Here is a 15,930-nt window from a genome sequence, read left to right as displayed (position 1 = left end):
ACAATGACCCCAGGGCCACCGAAGGGCATCGAGATGACACGGCCGGTCACCAATCATGAGCTGGAGACTCTGCTCGTCGAGGCGGCCTACCACCGTTCTCTGGCAGCCTTCGCCCGCCAGGTCAACCGGGCTGCGGCCGACCGGTACGGCCTGGTGCTTCGCTACGACGGCGCATCGGTGTACTGGTGGCTGCGCGGCCGCTGCCCAGAGCAACCGGCTGCCGAACTCATCGCCGAGCTCCTGACGGCCCGCCTGGGCCGCACTGTCGCGGCCAGCGACCTCGGGTTTGTCGCCTTGAGCGGCGACGCCGACGCTCACTCACTGCTGTATCCCACAACAGTGCCGGTGGCGATCGAGACGGCGGCCGGGCTGTGGAAGCGGCTCGGAAGCAGCGCCTCGCCATCGCAGTCGTCGGCGCCGTTCGTCGCCGCGGCGGCCGAGCAGGCCGGGTGGCGCTGGCACTTCGACCCGCCCGACGCCAGCGTGGCGCGCACGGCGGGGCGGCCGGTCGAGGCCGATGACGTGCTGATGCTGCGCTCGTGCGCTGAGCAATTCCTCGATCTCGACCGCCAGCACGGCGGCGGTCACGCCAGAGCGTTCCTGAGTGACTTCCTCAGCCGGGATGTCGCGCCGCTGCTGCGCGGCCGCTATCCGGACCAGGTCGGGCGGGAGCTGTTCGCCGCGGCGGCTGAGCTGACCGGCATGGCGGCCTTCATGTCCTTCGACATCGCCGACCATGGCGCCGCCGAGCGCGCCTTCATCCAGGCGTTGCGCCTGTCGAAGGCGGCCGGAGATCGGCTGCACGGCGCTCATATCCTGGCCAATCTCGCTACGCAGGCGATCTTCCTCGGCTTGCCTGGCGAAGCCGTGCGCCTGGCGCGTGCCGCCGTCGAGGGCGCAGGGCGTCACCCGTCCGCGACGGTGGCCGCCCGGCTGCACGCCACCGCGGCCAACGCCCACGCCTTGACCGGCGACCTGTCCGCATTCGAGGTGGCGATTGGCCGCGCACAGCAGGCGCTGGATCATGATGACGGCCGCGCACCGGAATGGGCCCGCTACTTCAGCCCCGCGCACCTGGCCGGTACCGCGATGCGTTCGCTGCTGGACTTGGACCGGCCCGATCAGGCGCTGCGCTACCACGAGCAGGTCCTTGATCTCGGCCCTGCCAACGTGCGCACTCGCGCCCTGCACACCGCGTTGAGCGCGACCGCGCATGCCCGGGCGGGGCACATCGACCAGGCGGCCCTTCTGGCGCTGGAGGCGCTGCACCTGGCCCGGCGTATCCGCTCACGGCGCGTCGGCGCCCGCATCAGCCTGCTGATCGGCGTGCTCTCGCCGCATCGGCCTGTCGCCGAGGTGAGCGCCTTTCTCGACTGTTTTTCGGCCGCGCAGATCGACCAAGCCTCGGGTGGGCATGCTGTGCCGGGGTAGCGTGAAGGGGGTGAGCACGCCTTATCTGCCGCCGTCTGAGTGGTACGCCAGCCTGCCGACCGTGCATGTGTCGGCCTGCGTGCTGCTCACCGACGACGCCGATCGCGTTCTGCTGGTCAAACCCAACTACCGCAGCTACTGGGCCCTGCCTGGTGGCATGGTCGAAGATGGCGAGCCGCCGCATATCTGCGCCGTCCGGGAGGCCCGTGAGGAACTGGGGCTCGATGTCCGGCTCGGCGCGCTGCTCGTGGTGGACTGGGTTCCTCCCGCGGGTGATCGGCTGCGCCCGATCATGAACTTCATCTTCGACGGCGGCACCCTCGCCGATCCCTCCCGTATCCGGCTGCAGGTTGACGAACTCGACGCTGCCCAGTTCTGGCCCTGGGAGGAGGCGGCGAACATGTTGCCCGCTGTCACCGCCGCCCGCATTCCGGCGGCCCGCACCGCCCGCAAGGACCAGCAGACGATCTTCCTGCCTGCTGAGCAACCCGATCCGCCGAACTTCCGAGATTGACAACGGCATGAGCCGCTCATGACGCGACTTCCCGCCCTGTGCTGAACGCTTCTCGCCCGGCTCGGTTGCGTGGTCACCGGGGGTGTGAGGGGGGCTGGGAAGCCCCCCGGGAAAAGGAGCCCCGGAGCGGGGCGCCCCTGTGAGGGACCGAGCCCTTAGATGCTGGGCCGGGTCGACGTCGCCGACTGGGTCATCTCGTCCAGGTGCTCCATCGACGCCGACACCGGCACGGTGGAGGGCCGGTGCGGGCGTCCCTTCTGCCAGGGGTGCGGCCCGTCCAGCGGCCGGTACTCCACCCCGAGCGCGTCCAGTCTGCCCAGGTGCCGCTCCAGCCGCGTCATGAAGTCCGACCCGGCCTCGCCGCTCCAGGCCACCTCCGCCAGCGCACACGCCCGCGGCCAGGCCCGGTAGTCGAGCGTCCGGGCGTCGGGGATGCGCTCGCTCCAGAGCTGCGCCTGCAGGCCGACCACCTGCTCCCGCTCGCCCGGCTCCCAGGAGGCGGGCGCGGGCTCGAACGAGGCCACGTCCGTCAGCGTGATCGTGTCGCCGAGCGCCATCGGCTCGTCGGCCGAGGCCGCCTCGGCGTAGTCGAAGTACAGCGGGAAGACCGGCGTGGCGATCACCGCGTGCCCGGCGGCGGCGGCCCGGCGGCCGACGCCCATGCCGCGCCACGGCATGACCAGCGTGTCCTGTCGCAGCGCGCCGCTGACGAACGCCTCGTCCCACACGACGGCCCGCACGCCGCGCTCGGCCAGCACGTCGGCCAGCCGCCGCAGGAACCAGGCGTGCAGTTCGCCCACGTCGGCCAGCCCGAGCGACTCCCGGTAGGCGCTGATCTCGGCGGAGGACTCCCAGTCGTCGAGCACGCACTCGTCGCCGCCGATGTGCACGTACGGCGTCTCGCCCAGCGCCTCCAGCAGCTCGTCGAAGATCGTGGTCAGGAAGTCGACGGTCGGCGGCAGCGGCGACAGGATCGCGGGGGAGATGCCCCACCGGTCGAGCACCTCGAACGTCTCGCCGGTCGCCCCCAGCGCGGGGTAGGCGGCCAGGATGGCGCTCGCGTGTCCCGGCACGTCGATCTCCGGGACGACGACGATCTCGCGTGCCCTGGCGTACTGCGCGATCTCGGCCAGGTCGTCGAGGGTGTAGTAGCCGCCGTGCGGGATCCCGTCGTAGGTGGGCTCGTCACGCCAGTAGTTGGTGGCGGTGCGCGCCCGGTGGGAGGCGACCTCGTGCAGGCGCGGGTAGGCCCTGCTCTCCACCCGCCAGCCCTGGTCGTCGACCAGGTGCAGGTGGAGCCGGTTCAGCTTGTGGACGGCCATCAGGTCGATCGCGCGCAGCACTTCGCGCTTGGGCAGGAAGTGCCGCGCCACGTCCAGGTGCAGCCCGCGCCAGGTATGGGCGGGGGAGTCCTCGACCCGCACCCCCGGCACGACCCACGACTCGGCCGGTACGGCGCTGCGGTAGCTCGCGTCGGGAAGCAACTGGTGCAGCGACTGCGCGGCGTAGAACGCGCCCGCCCTGCCGCCCGCGGTGATCTCGACGCCGCGCGAGCCGACGACCAGGCGGTAGGCCTCCTCGCCGAGCGTCGGGTCCTGCCTGACGTCGATCGCGCCCGTGTCGCCGGGGCGCAGGTCGAGGATCGGCAGCGCCCGCCGTACGGCGTCGGCCAGGTCGGCGGGTCCCGAGACGGTGGCCCCTACGGCGAGCTCATAGGAACCGGACAGCGTGGACAGAACATGAGGGCGTGGCACCAGCAGCGGGTTCATGTCGCAAATGATGTCACTTCAAATAGTTTTGCACACCGTCCGCCAGCCCCTGCGCGATTCGCTGCCGGAAAGCCGGGTCCTGGAACTTGGCGGCCTCGCCCGCGTTGCGCATGTTGCCGGCCTCGACGAAGATCTTCGGCACCGTCGACAGGTTGAGCCCGCCCAGGTCGTTACGGAAGCTGAGCGCCTTCGACCCGATGTAGGTCGAGTACGGCAGGCCGGTCTCCTTCTTGAAGCCGTCGCGCACCGCGAGGCCGAGCCTGCGCGAGTCGTTCACGACGGGGTCGACCGGGCCGTTGATCTTCTTGGGCATGATGACGTGGAAGCCGTGGTTGGCCGCGGCCGAGCCGTCGGCGTGCACCGAGATGGCCGCGTCGGCCCCGGCCTTGTTGCCGATGGCGGCCCGCTCGGTGATGCACGGCCCGACGCTGGTGTTGTTCTTGCGGGTCAGCTTCACGTCGGCGCCCTGCGACTTGAGGATCTTGGCCAGGCGCTGGGAGACATCCCAGGTGAAGGCGGCCTCGCTGTAGCCGTCGTTGGTCGAGGTGCCGGTGGTGTCGCAGGCCTTCCACTGGGTCAGGACGTTGACCTGGCGGTTGATGGCCTTCGGGTGCTTGTAGTTGCCCCCGTTGTGGCCGGGGTCGATCACGATCGTCTTGCCCGAGAGCGGCTTCTTGCGCACCTCGGCGGCGGCGAGCGTCTTGGCGCCCGCGGCGGACGTCTCGGCGGCGGACGGCTGGGCGGCCACGGGCGCGGCGACCCTCTCGCTGTTGGCGGTGCCGCCGCACGCGGCGGCGGCAAGGCCGCAGAGGACGAGAGTGGAGGCAGCTAGAACACGCATGAGCTCCAAAATACGTGACGCCGAGGACTTACCAGACGTGTTCGCCGACTTCCTGGCGCTGCAGCAGCGCCGCCAGCTCCCTCGCGTCCTCGGCGTCGAGCCCCAGCACGACGCGCGGGCGGCCCCACGGATGGTCGAGGGAGTGGGCCACGTAACTGGCCACCGACTCGGCCCCGACGTCCGTTCCCCGTCCCCGCCCGGCGCGCCAGTGCGCCCAGGCGCGCTCGAGCTCGGCCGCCGCGCGCTGGGCGCATGACACCAGTTCTGGATCACGCATGACTGTCCCCCGGGTCAGATACAGCAGTGACCCGTCAGAGTTAACAGCCGGGGCGGGAGGGCGCCCCGGCGTTTGACCAACGTTTAGGCGGGCCCTGTGCTCCGCCGTACGATCAGCTCGGGGGTGACCTGGCGCAGCCTGGCGACCTTGCCGGGGTCCTGGATCCGGTCGCTCAACAGCGCCGCCGCCGATCGGCCCATGGTTCGCCTGGGCTGGTCGACGGAGGTGAGGGAGATCTGGTGGACGGCCGACAGGTGGGTGTTGTCGTAGCCGACCACCGAGAGGTCTTCCGGCACGCGCAGCCCTAACTCGCTGGCCGCCGACAGCACACCGAGCGCGACGACGTCGTTGGCGGCGAAGATGGCGGTGGGCCGGGGATCGCGGGTCAGCAGCGCGCGTGCGGTGCGCCTGCCGCCCTCCTCGGTGCTGTCGCAGTGCTCGACCATGATGTACGGCGCGAGCGCGTGCCGCCGCATGGCGACCAGATAGCCCTCGCAGCGTGAGGAGCGCGAGCCCTCGATGTGCGCGATGCGCTTGTGGCCTAGGTCGACCAGGTGGTCGATGGCCAGCCGGGCGCCGAGCTGGTCGTCGTCGACCACGATGTCGACGTTGTCGAGCTCGATGTCACGTTCCCCAACGACGACGGTGGGGGTGTAGGAGGTCGCCTCGATGAGGGTTTCGCTGGTCGGCGCGATGCCGAGAAGCACCAGCCCGTCGACTCTCAGCTCCAGGAACGCTTCGACGGCCTCGTCCTCGAAGGCCGGGTCCCACTGGCTGTTGCCGATCAGCATCCTGAGACCGTCGCCGTGCAGGCTCTCCTGCAGGCCGTCCAGGAACTCGGCGTAGAAGGGGTTGTGCAGGTCGGCCACGAGCGCGCCGACCAGGTGGGTGCGGCCCTCGACGAGGCTGCGCGCCACGGCGTTGGGCCGGTAGCCGAGCTCGCGCGCGGCCTGGAGCACTGCTTGCCGGCGATGCTCGCTGACGTGCGGGGATCCGCGAAGCACGAGCGAGACCAGCGATTTGGAGACGCCCGCGCGCTCGGCGACGTTGCGGATGGTGGGTCTCGGGCGAGGCAGGGTGTCTACTACCTCGGCGACGGTCGTGTTGACTGGCGGTCCTGACATGTGTCTCCCCCGCGATGCGTTGGATGGGCACCTGTCTCACCAAACGATCGAGGACGCGGCAGGGTACGGGCCAGAGCGTTATTAGGCACCGGCTCCGATAGTGTGCTGGTGTGACAACCGGGAAATCCGCAGGCAGCGGCACCCGTCCTGCGCGCCGCAGGCTGAGCGTGGATCGACGTCGCGAAGAGCTCATGGCGGCCGCCCTGGAGTTGTTCAGCAAGCGTGACGCCGAAGACGTCTCGATCGACGACGTCGCCTCGGCGGCGGGCGCGTCGCGCGCCCTCGTCTACCACTACTTCGGTGGCAAGCAGGAGCTCTACGTCGCCGCGCTCACGAGCGCGGCCGAGCAGCTCGAATCGCGACTGCGCCCCCAGGACGGCGGCCGTCCGCTGGAGGAGCTCGCGCTGGGGCTGCGGCGCTACTTCGACTTCGTCGAGGAGCACGCGGCCGGTTTCGCCGCGCTGCTGCGCGGCGGGCCCGCCAACCGCGCGGGCGAGGTCGGCGAGATCGTCGACGGGGTACGGCGGCGGCTGTTCCTGATGATCCAGAAGCAGATGCGGGTCGAGGAGCCGAGCCCGGTGCTGCGCACGACCCTGCGGTCATGGATCGCCTCGGTCGAGACCGCGGGCCTCGACTGGCTGGAGCACCGCGACATCGAGCGTCCGACGCTCGAGAAGATGCTCGTCGACCACATGGTGGCGCTGCTCGGTGTGGCGGCGACCTACGACCCAAGCGTGGAGCTGCTGCTCGCCGACGTGGCGTGACTCATGGCGGGGTCTCGTCCACCGTGGCCGACAGGCCGTGGGGGACCGTACCGAACGGTGGACCTCGCGCACGCTTCCCGCCTGAGGGGCTGGGGGAGCCTGAAGGGGTTGGGGGAGGAAGGATGGCGCCGGGCGGGCGGCGCCAACTCCCGTGTGCGTCCCCCGACACGCGGGGCGACTTGACGTCGTCACGCGGGTGGACCGGGCCGTTGAACCTGGCCCACCGTGAACCCCCCTAAGGATCGTGACGACCCCTGACCTACTCCGAGCGCTGCTGCGGAATGCCCGCCAGCAGGGCACGAACCTCGGTCTCCCGGTAACGCCGGTGTCCCCCCAGGGTGCGAATCGACGTCAACTTACCCGCCTTGGCCCACCGCGTGACGGTCTTGGGGTCGACCCTGAACATGGTCGCGACCTCGGCGGGCGTGAGCAGTGGCTCGGCCTCGGGTGTACGAGCTGACATTTGTGCGGCCTCTCCTCCGTGTGGACCGGCTCAGCGATCCTGCGACTGCTTCTGCGCGTGTCACGGATGTCCCCTTATGGCCCAGTGCGTGCGGCTTTTCTGGACCATATGCGGCATCACCCGAAGTGACCATACCGCCACGCAGAGCGATTGGCGAGCCCTTCTTTGACCCACTTGCCCGCCCGCGTGGCGATGTCACGCTCGGTGATTCTAGCGACACGTTTCGTGGTATCGCAGTGAAAACGGCAAACTACTCAGTTCGCAGAAGCCAGCAGCCGCCACACTTGACCTACTCATGCAGGTCAGACCGTTGTTTTGGGGTTCAGTTGGCAGATTCCAGAAGTTGCATTGACTTCCACCGCAAGATCACACGCTGATACATGGCATAGGCAAGTTCTTCTTGACCTGTGTCCAAGCCGGTGAGGGCGGCGGAGAGCTCGGCCACGGACTGGTCGGCCTGCAGCGCCTCGTCGTCCATGAGGTGGACCAGGCCGCCGTAGTCGAGCTCCACCAGCGAGTGGGGGTGGAACTCCTCCAGCCACCTGGCGATGTCCTCCACCTCTATACCGGTGGCCACCTCGCCCACGTGCCTGCGGATGACCTGCAGCGCCCTGGCCGCGCGCCGCCTGGCCTGCGCCATGGAGGTGACGTAGATGAGGTTGCGCCCCGTGGTCGTCGTGGTGTCCTGGCCGTTGGCGGGCTTGCCCAGCACCAGCCACCGCTCGTTGCCGTCGAACGGCACGAACCACGCAGGAGGCACGTTCCACGTCGTCGTCCTGATGTGGGTGCGCAGCGCGGCCGAGCCGCCCTGCCGCTTGTACCTGTCGAAGTCGTCGGCCGTCTGCTCGGCGACCGTCAGCGGCACGAAGCTGCCCATCAGTTTCACAGGAGTGCTCCCACGAAAGTCTGAGAACGCCAGCCACGAGCGCAACCGGCTCTGCCAGGGACAGACATAGAGGCGATCCTCGACACGCCGCAGATAGGCGTTGGGACTCTCCTGGGGCGGAGCGGGATGGGGAGGCTTGGCGAGCAGCCGCCGGATGGACTCGCCGTGCTCGGCGTCGAGCGCGGTGGCCCTGCGCGGACGGTCACGTGACTCCGCGTACGCGTCCCAGGTGGCGCGATCCGACTCGGGGAACGCGGTCAGCGGCTCGTAGACACGAAGGTAAGCGGCATAGGGCAGCACGGTGGCATCGTGTCACGAAGACAACCCGCTTGCACCGTTGTGGTCCCACAGACGGCCGCGACCTGCCCGCTCATGCCGCCGGGTGGGGCGACGGCATGCCGTACCGGGCTCTAGGCTGAGAGGCGATCTCCGCCGCGAAGGGGCGGCGGACCGGACAGGGAGTCACTACCGTGACCGACGTCTTCGGGCAGTCCCACAAGGACACGCATGAGCAGGTCGTCTTCTGCGCTGACGAGCAGAGCGGGCTGCGCGCCATCATCGCCATCTACAACACCGCGCTAGGCCCCGCACTCGGGGGCACCAGGTTCTACCCGTACGAGAGCGAGCAGGCCGCGCTGGCCGACGTGCTCAACCTCTCCAAGGGCATGGCCTACAAGAACGCGCTGGCCGGGCTCGACCTCGGCGGCGGCAAGGCCGTCATCATCGGCGACCCCGCCACGATGAAGTCCGAGGCGCTGCTGCGCGCCTACGGCCGCTTCGTCCAGTCGCTCAACGGCCGCTACTACACCGCCTGCGACGTGGGCACCTTCAGCGAGGACATGGACCTCGTCGCCCGCGAGAGCCGCTTCGTCACCGGGCGCACGGTCGCCCACGGCGGCGCGGGCGACTCCTCCATCCTCACCGCCTTCGGCGTCTTCCAGGGCATGCGCGCCTCCGCCTCCTACCAGTGGGGTACGGCTTCGCTGCGCGGCAAGCGGGTCGGCGTCGAGGGCGTCGGCAAGGTGGGCCACCGCCTGGTCGAGCACCTCATCGACGACGGCGCCGAAGTCGTCGTCTGCGACGTCAACGCCGCGGCGGTCGAGCGGGTACGGCAGCGCCATCCCGCTGTCGAGGTCGTGGCCTCCGCGGCCGAGCTGACCGCGGCCGACATCGACGTCTACGCCCCCTGCGCGCTCGGCGGGGCGCTCGACGACGCCACGGTCGCCGGCCTCCGCGCGAAGGTCGTCTGCGGTGGCGCGAACAACCAGCTCGCCCACGCAGGGGTGGAGAAGCAGCTCGCCGACCGCGGGATCCTCTACGCCCCCGACTACGTGGTCAACTCCGGCGGCGTCATCCAGGTCGCCGACGAGATCGAGGGCTTCAACATGGAGCGCGCGAGGGCCAAGGCGAGCCAGATCTTCGACACCACGCTCAAGATTTTCGCCATCGCTGCCGAGGAGGGCGTGCCGCCGGCGGTGGCAGCGGATAGGCTGGCCGAGCGCAGAATGTCGGAAGTCGGGCGGATTAGGGCCATCTGGTTGGGCGGCTGACGCCCCGCGTCCATACGACGTACCGAGCTGAGCGCAAAACAGGTACGGTAATAGGCGAACGAGAGACTGACGCCCAAAGTCATGGCGTCAGTATGTGGTGCGTTAGCGACGAGGGGTCGGGGACGACCCCACACGAGGGGGTCGAGCCAATGGGGCGCGGCCGAGCAAAGGCCAAGCAGGTCAAGGTTGCTCGCCAGCTGAAGTACAACAGCGGTGGCACGGATCTTGAGCGTCTTCGCGACGAGCTCGGAGTCTCTGACTCCAACCACAATGACGACGCCGACGACCTCAACGATGAGCTGGCGGATCGCTATGCCGATTACGCCGATGACTATGGCGACGATGACGACGACCGGCCGTCCGGGCGTCGATAGCTGATCTGTTGTCGGGGTGAGCCCCACGGGTGATGCACCCGTGGGGCACTTCCGCGTTTCCGCACGTTTCCTGACGTCCGCGGTCGTGTTTCCACGCGTTTCCCGGCGTCCGCGGTCGTCCGGAACCCGCCCGGCCGCTCCCGCGTGGGCCGCGGCGCTCGACGCCCGGCCCGATTCTTCCCGGACCGCCTGACCCCGGGATACGCCTCCGACGTGTCGCTGAAGGGTCGCCTCGCATCCGGCCTCTCCGACAGCGGCTGACCTGGACGTCGAATGATCGTGGGCCGGGGTGACGGCCGGGCTCGCGTGGCGCATGGTCGTGGGCCGAGGTGACGGCCGGGTCCGCGCGGCGGATGGGCCGGATCAAGGTGTCGGCCGGGTCCGCGCGGCGGAGTGGTTGTGGGCTGAGGTGGCGGGCGCCGGTGAGCGCCCGCCCGTGGAGTCAGCGCCCGTGGAGTCAGCGGTAGTGCGCCTGGCCGGTGCCGGCCACGACCTCGCCGAGCACCCACGACTCGAGCCCCCGCGCCGCGAGCAGCTCGATCGCCGGGTCGGCCACCTCGGCGGGAACGATCGCCGCCATGCCGACACCCAGGTTGAACGTGCGGTCCATCGCCTGCTGCTCGATGCCGCCGTGCCCGGCCAGCACCGTGAACACCGCTGGCACCGTCCACGACGACCGGTCGAGCACCGCGTCGAGGTGCGACGGCAGCGACCTCGACAGGTTGCCCTCGATGCCGCCGCCGGTGATGTGCGCGTAGGCGTGCACGTCCAGCGTGCGGGCCAGCTCCAGGCAGTCGAGGGAGTAGATCCTCGTCGGCTCCAGCAGCTCCTCGCCCAGCGGGCGGCCGAACTCGGGCACCTCGGCGTCGAGGGAGAGGCCGGCCTGCTTGATGACGTGCCGTACCAGCGAATAGCCGTTGGAGTGGACGCCCGAGGAGGCCAGGCCGAGCACCACGTCGCCCTCGCGGACCCGGCCGGGGCCGAGCATCGCGTCGGCCTCGACGACACCGGTGCCGGCGCCCGCCAGGTCGTACTCGTCGGCGCTCATCGCGCCGGGGTGCTCGGCGGTCTCGCCGCCGACCAGCGCCGCGCCCGCCAGGCGGCAGCCCTCGGCCACGCCGCCGACGATCTCGGCGATCCGCTCGGGCACCACCTTGCCGCAGGCGATGTAGTCGGTCATGAACAGCGGCTCGGCGCCGCACACCACCAGGTCGTCGAGGACCATGCCGACCAGGTCGACGCCGATCGTGTCGTGCTTGCCGTACTGCTGGGCGAGCATGACCTTGGTGCCGACGCCGTCGGTGGAGGTCGCCAGCAGCGGCCGCCGGTAACGCAGCAGCGCGGAGGCGTCGAACAGCCCGGCGAACCCGCTGGCGTCGTCGACCACCTCCGGCCTGCGCGAGCGCGCGACCTTGTCCTTCATCAGCTCGACGGCGCGCTCGCCCGCCTCGATGTCGACGCCTGCGGCCTCGTAGGTGCTCACTTGGGCGAACTCTCCAGTACGTACTTGCCGACGTTGTCCTGGTCGATCGGGATGGGGTAGGAGCCGTCGAAGCACGCCCTGCACAGCCGCTCGGCGGGAATCGTGGTCGCCTTGGTCAGGCCCTCCAGCGAGATGTAGCCGAGGGAGTCGGCCCCGAGCGACTGGCGGATCTCCTCGACGCTGAGCGAGCCCGCGATGAGCTCGGCGCGCGTGGCGAAGTCGATGCCGTAGAAGCAGGGCCAGGCGACCGGCGGCGAGGAGATGCGCACGTGCACCTCACGCGCCCCGGCCTCGCGCAGCATCCTGACGATCTGCCGCTGCGTGTTGCCGCGCACGATCGAGTCGTCCACGACGACCAGGCGCTTGCCCGCGACGACTTCCTTGAGCGGGTTGAGCTTCAGGCGGATGCCGAGCTGGCGGATGGTCTGCGAGGGCTGGATGAAGGTCCGGCCGACGTAGGAGTTCTTCACCAGGCCCTGGCCGTACGGGATGCCGCTCTCCTCGGCGTAGCCGACGGCGGCGGGGGTGCCGGACTCGGGGGTCGGGATGACCAGGTCGGCCTCGACGGGGTGCTCGCGGGCCAGGATGCGGCCCACCTCGACCCTCGTCGTCTGTACGCCACGGCCCGCGATCGTGGTGTCGGGACGGGCGAGGTAGACGTACTCGAACAGGCAGCCCTTCGGCTCGGCGAGGGCGAACCTGCGCGAGCGCACCCCGCCCTCGTCGATCGTCAGCAGCTCGCCCGGCTCGACCTCGCGCACGAACGTCGCGCCCACGATGTCGAGGGCGGCGGTCTCCGAGGCCACCACCCAGCCGCGCTCCAGGCGGCCGAGCACCAGCGGGCGGATGCCCTGCGGGTCACGGGCGGCGTAGAGGGTCTTCTCGTCCATGAAGACCAGCGAGTAGGCGCCCTTGACCTGCGGAAGCAACTCGGCGGCGGCGTCCTCGATGGAGCGGGTGCGGTCCTGGGCGAGCAGGTTGGTCAGGACCTCGGTGTCGGTGGTCGCCCTGGTCACCCCGGGGGCCAGGCGCTCGGCCAGCTCGGGGGTGTTGATCAGGTTGCCGTTGTGGGCGAGCGCCAGGCCACCCACCTCGGTCGAGCTCAGGGTGGGTTGCGCGTTCTCCCACACGCTCGAACCGGTCGTGGAGTAGCGGCAGTGGCCGACCGCGAGGTGCCCGCGGAGCGTGCCGAGCACCGACTCGTCGAAGACCTGGGCGACCAGGCCCATGTCCTTGTAGACGAGGATGCGGCTGCCTTCACTGACCGCGATGCCCGCGGATTCTTGCCCGCGGTGCTGCAACGCGTACAGCCCGTAGTAGGTGAGTTTGGAGACTTCTTCGCCTGGAGCCCACACTCCGAAGACGCCACAGGCGTCCTTCGGTGCACGGTCATCGGGGTCCAGGTCGTGGCCCAGTCGGCCGTCGCCCTTCAGCACGTAGTTCAGTTTAGGTCGGCTTCAACTCTGCTCGCACACCCGGGGCCTTGATCACATCAGCTGACCTGTTCGTCCCGTGCTGGGCACTTCGCGGATGATCTTCCTGTTGGCGGTACTTCTGGGGCTGTGGCTTCACCGGCTGGAGCAGGTCGGACTCATCTCCACCTGGGTGCTTGGCGCACTGTGACCCAAGGATCGACACTCTTTTGCCGTGTCGCACCGTTTCGGTGGGGTGTCGCGGGGGAGTGTGGAGTTTCCGGCATGCCGACACGTCGGGGGAGACGTAGACCGTGACCACACCTGGAGACCCCAACCACCCTCGGCCGGGCCAGGACCCGCGGGGCGGCGAGCCCACGGGCGATCCGACCGAGCCCAGCGCTGAGCAGAGCCCCTCCGAGCCGGGGGCGGCGCCATGGCCTGACGAGGCGTCCACGGTGACGCACGGCGAGCCGATCGCGCCCGAACCACCTTCTTCCTTGGGAGACTCCGATGACTCGGGGCCTTCGCGGGCCTCCGGGGACATGCCCGTCTGGCCGACGCCCCCGCCTTCCTCGGAGAGCCCGCAGGAGCAGGGCGGGACTTCCATATGGTCGTCGGCGGAGGCGTCCTCTGAATGGTCGTCAGCCGAGTCGGAGTGGCCCTCCACGGCGTCGTCCGCGGAATCCGCGTGGGGGGCGCGCGGTGCAAGCGAGCCGTACGGCACGCCCACGCCTTCCGAGCAGTCCGCGTGGTCGAGCGAAGGGCCGAGCGACGAGTCCGAATGGCCGGACCTGACCGAGCCCGCGTCCCCCATACCGCCGGGCCACTACGAGCCCTCCGGTCAGTACGAGTCGTGGAGCCGGTACGAGTCCGAGCAGCCCGCTTCTCCGGGACAGCAGGAACCGCCGGGGGAGCCCGCCGAGCCTGAGCGGCCGATCACGCCTGAGCCGCCCATCGACCCAGGGCCGGTCACGCCTGAACCGCCGTTCACTCCCGAGCCGCCCATCGCCCCCGAACCGCCGCTCACACCGGAGCCGCCGATCGTGCCCGAGCCGCCCGCCGCTCCCACGCAGCCGGGCGAGCCTGAGCAGCCTGCCACACCCGAGCCAGGCCACCCAGACCTGCCGTCCGCGCCCGAGGTCCCGCCGCCGAGCCAGGGTGGGCCGTTCGCCGCCGGGGGTGACGCCGACGCCGACCGCACGCAGGTGTTCACCGAGTGGGGCAGGCCGGAACCCGAGCCCGGCTACCAGGTGCCCGGCTCGACGCCGTCCTACCCCGGCTGGGCCGAGGACGACCAGACCCGCGAGGTCGCGGCCCCGTCGAGCCCCTCCAGATACGACCCGCCGACTCCGTCAGCGTCCTTCTCAGACCCATCGGGCTCGTCTGCCCCGTCGGGCTCGGGTGCTTGGCCCACCCCGCCGGGCTCCACTCCGTCGGGCTCGGAAACCCCGTCGGGTTGGTCCACCCCATCGGGCCCCGCTACCCCGTCGGGCTCGGAGACTCCGCCGTATGGCCAGCGGCCGTACCCGGAGTCCGACGACACGAACCCGGGCATCGTCCCCGGAGCCTCGCCGTACGTGGGCGGACCGAAGGAGTACCCCCCGGACGCCCCGACACTAGGCGGCCTCGGTGCGTTCGGTGCCGCCGCGGCCGGCGCGGGCGGTCCGGGCCAGCCCGACCCGTCGACCCCAGGCGTCTCACCCTCCAGCCCGTACGGCCGGGCCCCCGGCACCGGGACCACGCCCTACAGCGCCTCCCTCGGCGAAAAGGGCGGCTTCTTCGGGACAGGCCCGCAGGGTGGCGCGTCCTACGGCGGCCAGCGCGGTGCCTCCTACGGCGGACCCCAGCAGGGCGCCAGCCCGTACGGCGGCCCGCCGCCCAGCCAAGGCGGCCAGGGCGGCCCTGAGGCACCAGGCGGTGGCCCCTACAGCACCGGTGCGTTCGCCAGCGACGCGCCCGGCGGCGGCCCGTATGGCCCCGGAGCTCCCGGCGGCCCCCAAGGCCCCGGAACCACCGGCCCGCAAGGCCCCGGAAGACCTGGAGGCCCCGGAGGCCCTGGCTCCCCAGGCGCTGGAGGTCCTGGCAGCCCGCAGGGTGCCGGAGCCCCCAGCGGCACCCCTGAGGGATCCGGCGCCTACGAGGCGCCCCCGTCGTACACCGCTCCAGCGGGCGGCGTCGTCTACACGCCCCCGCCCGGCGGCCCGGCCCCGTACCAGGGCGCCGACTGGCGGCCGGCCAAGCCGGGCAATGGCCTGGCCACGGCCTCGCTGGTGCTGGGCATCGCGAGCCTGTTCCTGCTGCTCGTGTGCTTCACCGGCGTGCTCACCGCCCTGGTCGGCCTCGTGCTCGGCATCGTCGCCCTCTCCAAGGGCGGCAGCAAGGCCAAGGCATGGACCGGCATCGGCCTCAGCGTGCTCACGCTGGCCCTGGCCGTAGGCGCGGTCATCTGGATCTCCAACTACTTCGCCGAGTGCTCCGGACTGCCGCAGCGGCTGGCGGAGGAGTGCGTGGAGAGCAAGATCCCGTGGCTCAGGATCAACTAGACCGGTAGATGGTCGGACAGATCCGCTCGGGCGCCGCTCGCGAGAACGGCGCCCGCGGCCATCGCGTCCGACCACGTGAGGCGCCCGACCGCCAGCAGCAGCCAGGTGCGCGGATCGGTCTCGATGACGTTCGGCGGGGTGCCGCGCGTGTGCCGCGGCCCCTCCACGCACTGCACCGCCGCGTACGGCGGGACCCGCACCTCGACCGTCCGTCCTGGCGCCTTCTCCACCAGCCGGTCGAGCAGCAGCCGTACGGCGAAGCGCCCGGCCTCCCGTTCCGGCTTCAGCCCCTTGTCGTAGGCGGCGAGAACGGCCGCGACACACGCGTCCACCAGCGCCGACGCCGGACCGTCGAACGGCGGCTCGTCGAGCGCGACCAGTTGTTCGTCGAGCGCGGACCTGAGCTTGCCCTGGTCTACTTTGCGTGGCGGCATTCCTCCATTGTCCCCCGGTAAGGGTTCATCGGCGCGGCGGTCGTCGTTCACCTCGGGTTTCA

15 protein-coding genes are annotated in these 15,930 nt (G+C 70.6%); 6 read left to right on the top strand and 9 right to left on the bottom strand.

Annotated features, from left to right (window positions below; genetic code table 11):
• The first annotated feature begins 33 nt into the window (after positions 1–33).
• Both ACFXJ8_RS34945 and ACFXJ8_RS34940 read left to right on the top strand, forming a co-directional pair.
• Positions 34–1,431: a hypothetical protein gene (locus ACFXJ8_RS34945; RefSeq protein WP_379648364.1), complete on the top strand. Its 1,398-nt coding sequence runs from the start codon at positions 34–36 to the stop codon at positions 1,429–1,431.
• Between the two features lie 10 nt (positions 1,432–1,441).
• Positions 1,442–1,945 (top strand): NUDIX domain-containing protein, encoded by a 504-nt coding sequence (locus ACFXJ8_RS34940; protein WP_379648362.1) that lies wholly within the window; start codon positions 1,442–1,444, stop codon positions 1,943–1,945.
• A 155-nt stretch (positions 1,946–2,100) separates the two neighbouring features.
• On the opposite strand, the gene ACFXJ8_RS34935 is transcribed toward ACFXJ8_RS34940, so the two are convergent.
• From ACFXJ8_RS34935 to ACFXJ8_RS34920, 4 genes are all read right to left on the bottom strand, one after another.
• Entirely contained in the window at positions 2,101–3,714 is a 1,614-nt protein-coding gene (locus ACFXJ8_RS34935; RefSeq protein WP_379648360.1) for a beta-N-acetylhexosaminidase, read from the bottom strand.
• 13 nt (positions 3,715–3,727) lie between these two features.
• The gene (locus ACFXJ8_RS34930; protein WP_379648359.1) at positions 3,728–4,555 is read right to left on the bottom strand and encodes an N-acetylmuramoyl-L-alanine amidase; all 828 of its coding nucleotides are present in this window, start codon (positions 4,553–4,555) and stop codon (positions 3,728–3,730) included.
• Between the two features lie 28 nt (positions 4,556–4,583).
• Entirely contained in the window at positions 4,584–4,832 is a 249-nt protein-coding gene (locus ACFXJ8_RS34925) for a hypothetical protein (RefSeq protein ID WP_379648357.1), read from the bottom strand.
• Positions 4,833–4,915: 83 nt separating this feature from the next.
• A complete protein-coding gene (locus ACFXJ8_RS34920; protein ID WP_379648355.1) occupies positions 4,916–5,956 on the bottom strand; it encodes a LacI family DNA-binding transcriptional regulator in 1,041 nt (346 codons plus the stop codon).
• A 110-nt stretch (positions 5,957–6,066) separates the two neighbouring features.
• Between ACFXJ8_RS34920 and ACFXJ8_RS34915 the strand changes: the two genes are divergently transcribed.
• The gene (locus ACFXJ8_RS34915; RefSeq protein WP_379648353.1) at positions 6,067–6,720 is read left to right on the top strand and encodes a TetR/AcrR family transcriptional regulator; all 654 of its coding nucleotides are present in this window, start codon (positions 6,067–6,069) and stop codon (positions 6,718–6,720) included.
• Between the two features lie 259 nt (positions 6,721–6,979).
• Here ACFXJ8_RS34915 and bldC read toward each other — a convergent pair whose 3' ends face one another.
• Both bldC and ACFXJ8_RS34905 read right to left on the bottom strand, forming a co-directional pair.
• Entirely contained in the window at positions 6,980–7,183 is a 204-nt protein-coding gene (gene bldC / locus ACFXJ8_RS34910; protein ID WP_013133571.1) for a developmental transcriptional regulator BldC, read from the bottom strand.
• Positions 7,184–7,505: 322 nt separating this feature from the next.
• The gene (locus tag ACFXJ8_RS34905; RefSeq protein ID WP_379648351.1) at positions 7,506–8,369 is read right to left on the bottom strand and encodes a hypothetical protein; all 864 of its coding nucleotides are present in this window, start codon (positions 8,367–8,369) and stop codon (positions 7,506–7,508) included.
• Positions 8,370–8,539: 170 nt separating this feature from the next.
• Here ACFXJ8_RS34905 and ACFXJ8_RS34900 point away from each other — a divergent pair, with 170 nt between their 5' ends.
• On the top strand, positions 8,540–9,619 hold the full coding sequence (locus ACFXJ8_RS34900; RefSeq protein WP_379648349.1) for a Leu/Phe/Val dehydrogenase: 1,080 nt from the start codon (positions 8,540–8,542) through the stop codon (positions 9,617–9,619).
• A 149-nt stretch (positions 9,620–9,768) separates the two neighbouring features.
• Positions 9,769–9,993, top strand: a complete 225-nt coding sequence (locus tag ACFXJ8_RS34895; protein WP_379648347.1) for a DUF3073 domain-containing protein — start codon at positions 9,769–9,771, stop codon at positions 9,991–9,993.
• A 457-nt stretch (positions 9,994–10,450) separates the two neighbouring features.
• Here ACFXJ8_RS34895 and purM read toward each other — a convergent pair whose 3' ends face one another.
• Together purM and purF are read right to left on the bottom strand one after the other, a co-directional pair.
• On the bottom strand, positions 10,451–11,476 hold the full coding sequence (gene purM, locus ACFXJ8_RS34890) for a phosphoribosylformylglycinamidine cyclo-ligase (protein ID WP_379648345.1): 1,026 nt from the start codon (positions 11,474–11,476) through the stop codon (positions 10,451–10,453).
• Positions 11,473–12,912: an amidophosphoribosyltransferase gene (gene purF / locus ACFXJ8_RS34885; RefSeq protein ID WP_379648343.1), complete on the bottom strand. Its 1,440-nt coding sequence runs from the start codon at positions 12,910–12,912 to the stop codon at positions 11,473–11,475. Before purF ends, purM begins: the two co-directional genes overlap by 4 nt.
• 290 nt (positions 12,913–13,202) lie before the next feature.
• Between purF and ACFXJ8_RS34880 the strand changes: the two genes are divergently transcribed.
• Positions 13,203–15,434 carry a hypothetical protein gene (locus ACFXJ8_RS34880; RefSeq protein ID WP_379648341.1) on the top strand — a complete coding sequence of 744 codons (2,232 nt, stop codon included), beginning with the start codon at positions 13,203–13,205 and terminating at the stop codon, positions 15,432–15,434.
• Here the strand turns inward: ACFXJ8_RS34880 and ACFXJ8_RS34875 are convergent.
• Positions 15,431–15,868 (bottom strand): sterol carrier family protein, encoded by a 438-nt coding sequence (locus ACFXJ8_RS34875; protein WP_379648339.1) that lies wholly within the window; start codon positions 15,866–15,868, stop codon positions 15,431–15,433. The genes ACFXJ8_RS34880 and ACFXJ8_RS34875 overlap by 4 nt on opposite strands.
• Between the last annotated feature and the right edge of the window lie 62 nt (positions 15,869–15,930).

The organism is Nonomuraea sp. NPDC059194, from assembly GCF_042754765.1.
Lineage (GTDB): Bacteria > Actinomycetota > Actinomycetes > Streptosporangiales > Streptosporangiaceae > Nonomuraea.
This window is presented reverse-complemented; position numbering and strand designations above follow the sequence as displayed.

Excerpts from the sequence above, each read along its gene's own strand:
- ACFXJ8_RS34945 (WP_379648364.1), top strand. The coding sequence starts at position 34 with ATGACACGGCCGGTCACCAATCATGAGCTGGAGACTCTGCTCGTCGAG.
- ACFXJ8_RS34935 (WP_379648360.1), bottom strand. The coding sequence starts at position 3,714 with ATGAACCCGCTGCTGGTGCCACGCCCTCATGTTCTGTCCACGCTGTCC.
- ACFXJ8_RS34930 (WP_379648359.1), bottom strand. The coding sequence starts at position 4,555 with ATGCGTGTTCTAGCTGCCTCCACTCTCGTCCTCTGCGGCCTTGCCGCC.
- ACFXJ8_RS34925 (WP_379648357.1), bottom strand. The coding sequence starts at position 4,832 with ATGCGTGATCCAGAACTGGTGTCATGCGCCCAGCGCGCGGCGGCCGAG.
- ACFXJ8_RS34920 (WP_379648355.1), bottom strand. The coding sequence starts at position 5,956 with ATGTCAGGACCGCCAGTCAACACGACCGTCGCCGAGGTAGTAGACACC.
- bldC (WP_013133571.1), bottom strand. The coding sequence starts at position 7,183 with ATGTCAGCTCGTACACCCGAGGCCGAGCCACTGCTCACGCCCGCCGAG.
- ACFXJ8_RS34895 (WP_379648347.1), top strand. The coding sequence starts at position 9,769 with ATGGGGCGCGGCCGAGCAAAGGCCAAGCAGGTCAAGGTTGCTCGCCAG.
- ACFXJ8_RS34875 (WP_379648339.1), bottom strand. The coding sequence starts at position 15,868 with ATGCCGCCACGCAAAGTAGACCAGGGCAAGCTCAGGTCCGCGCTCGAC.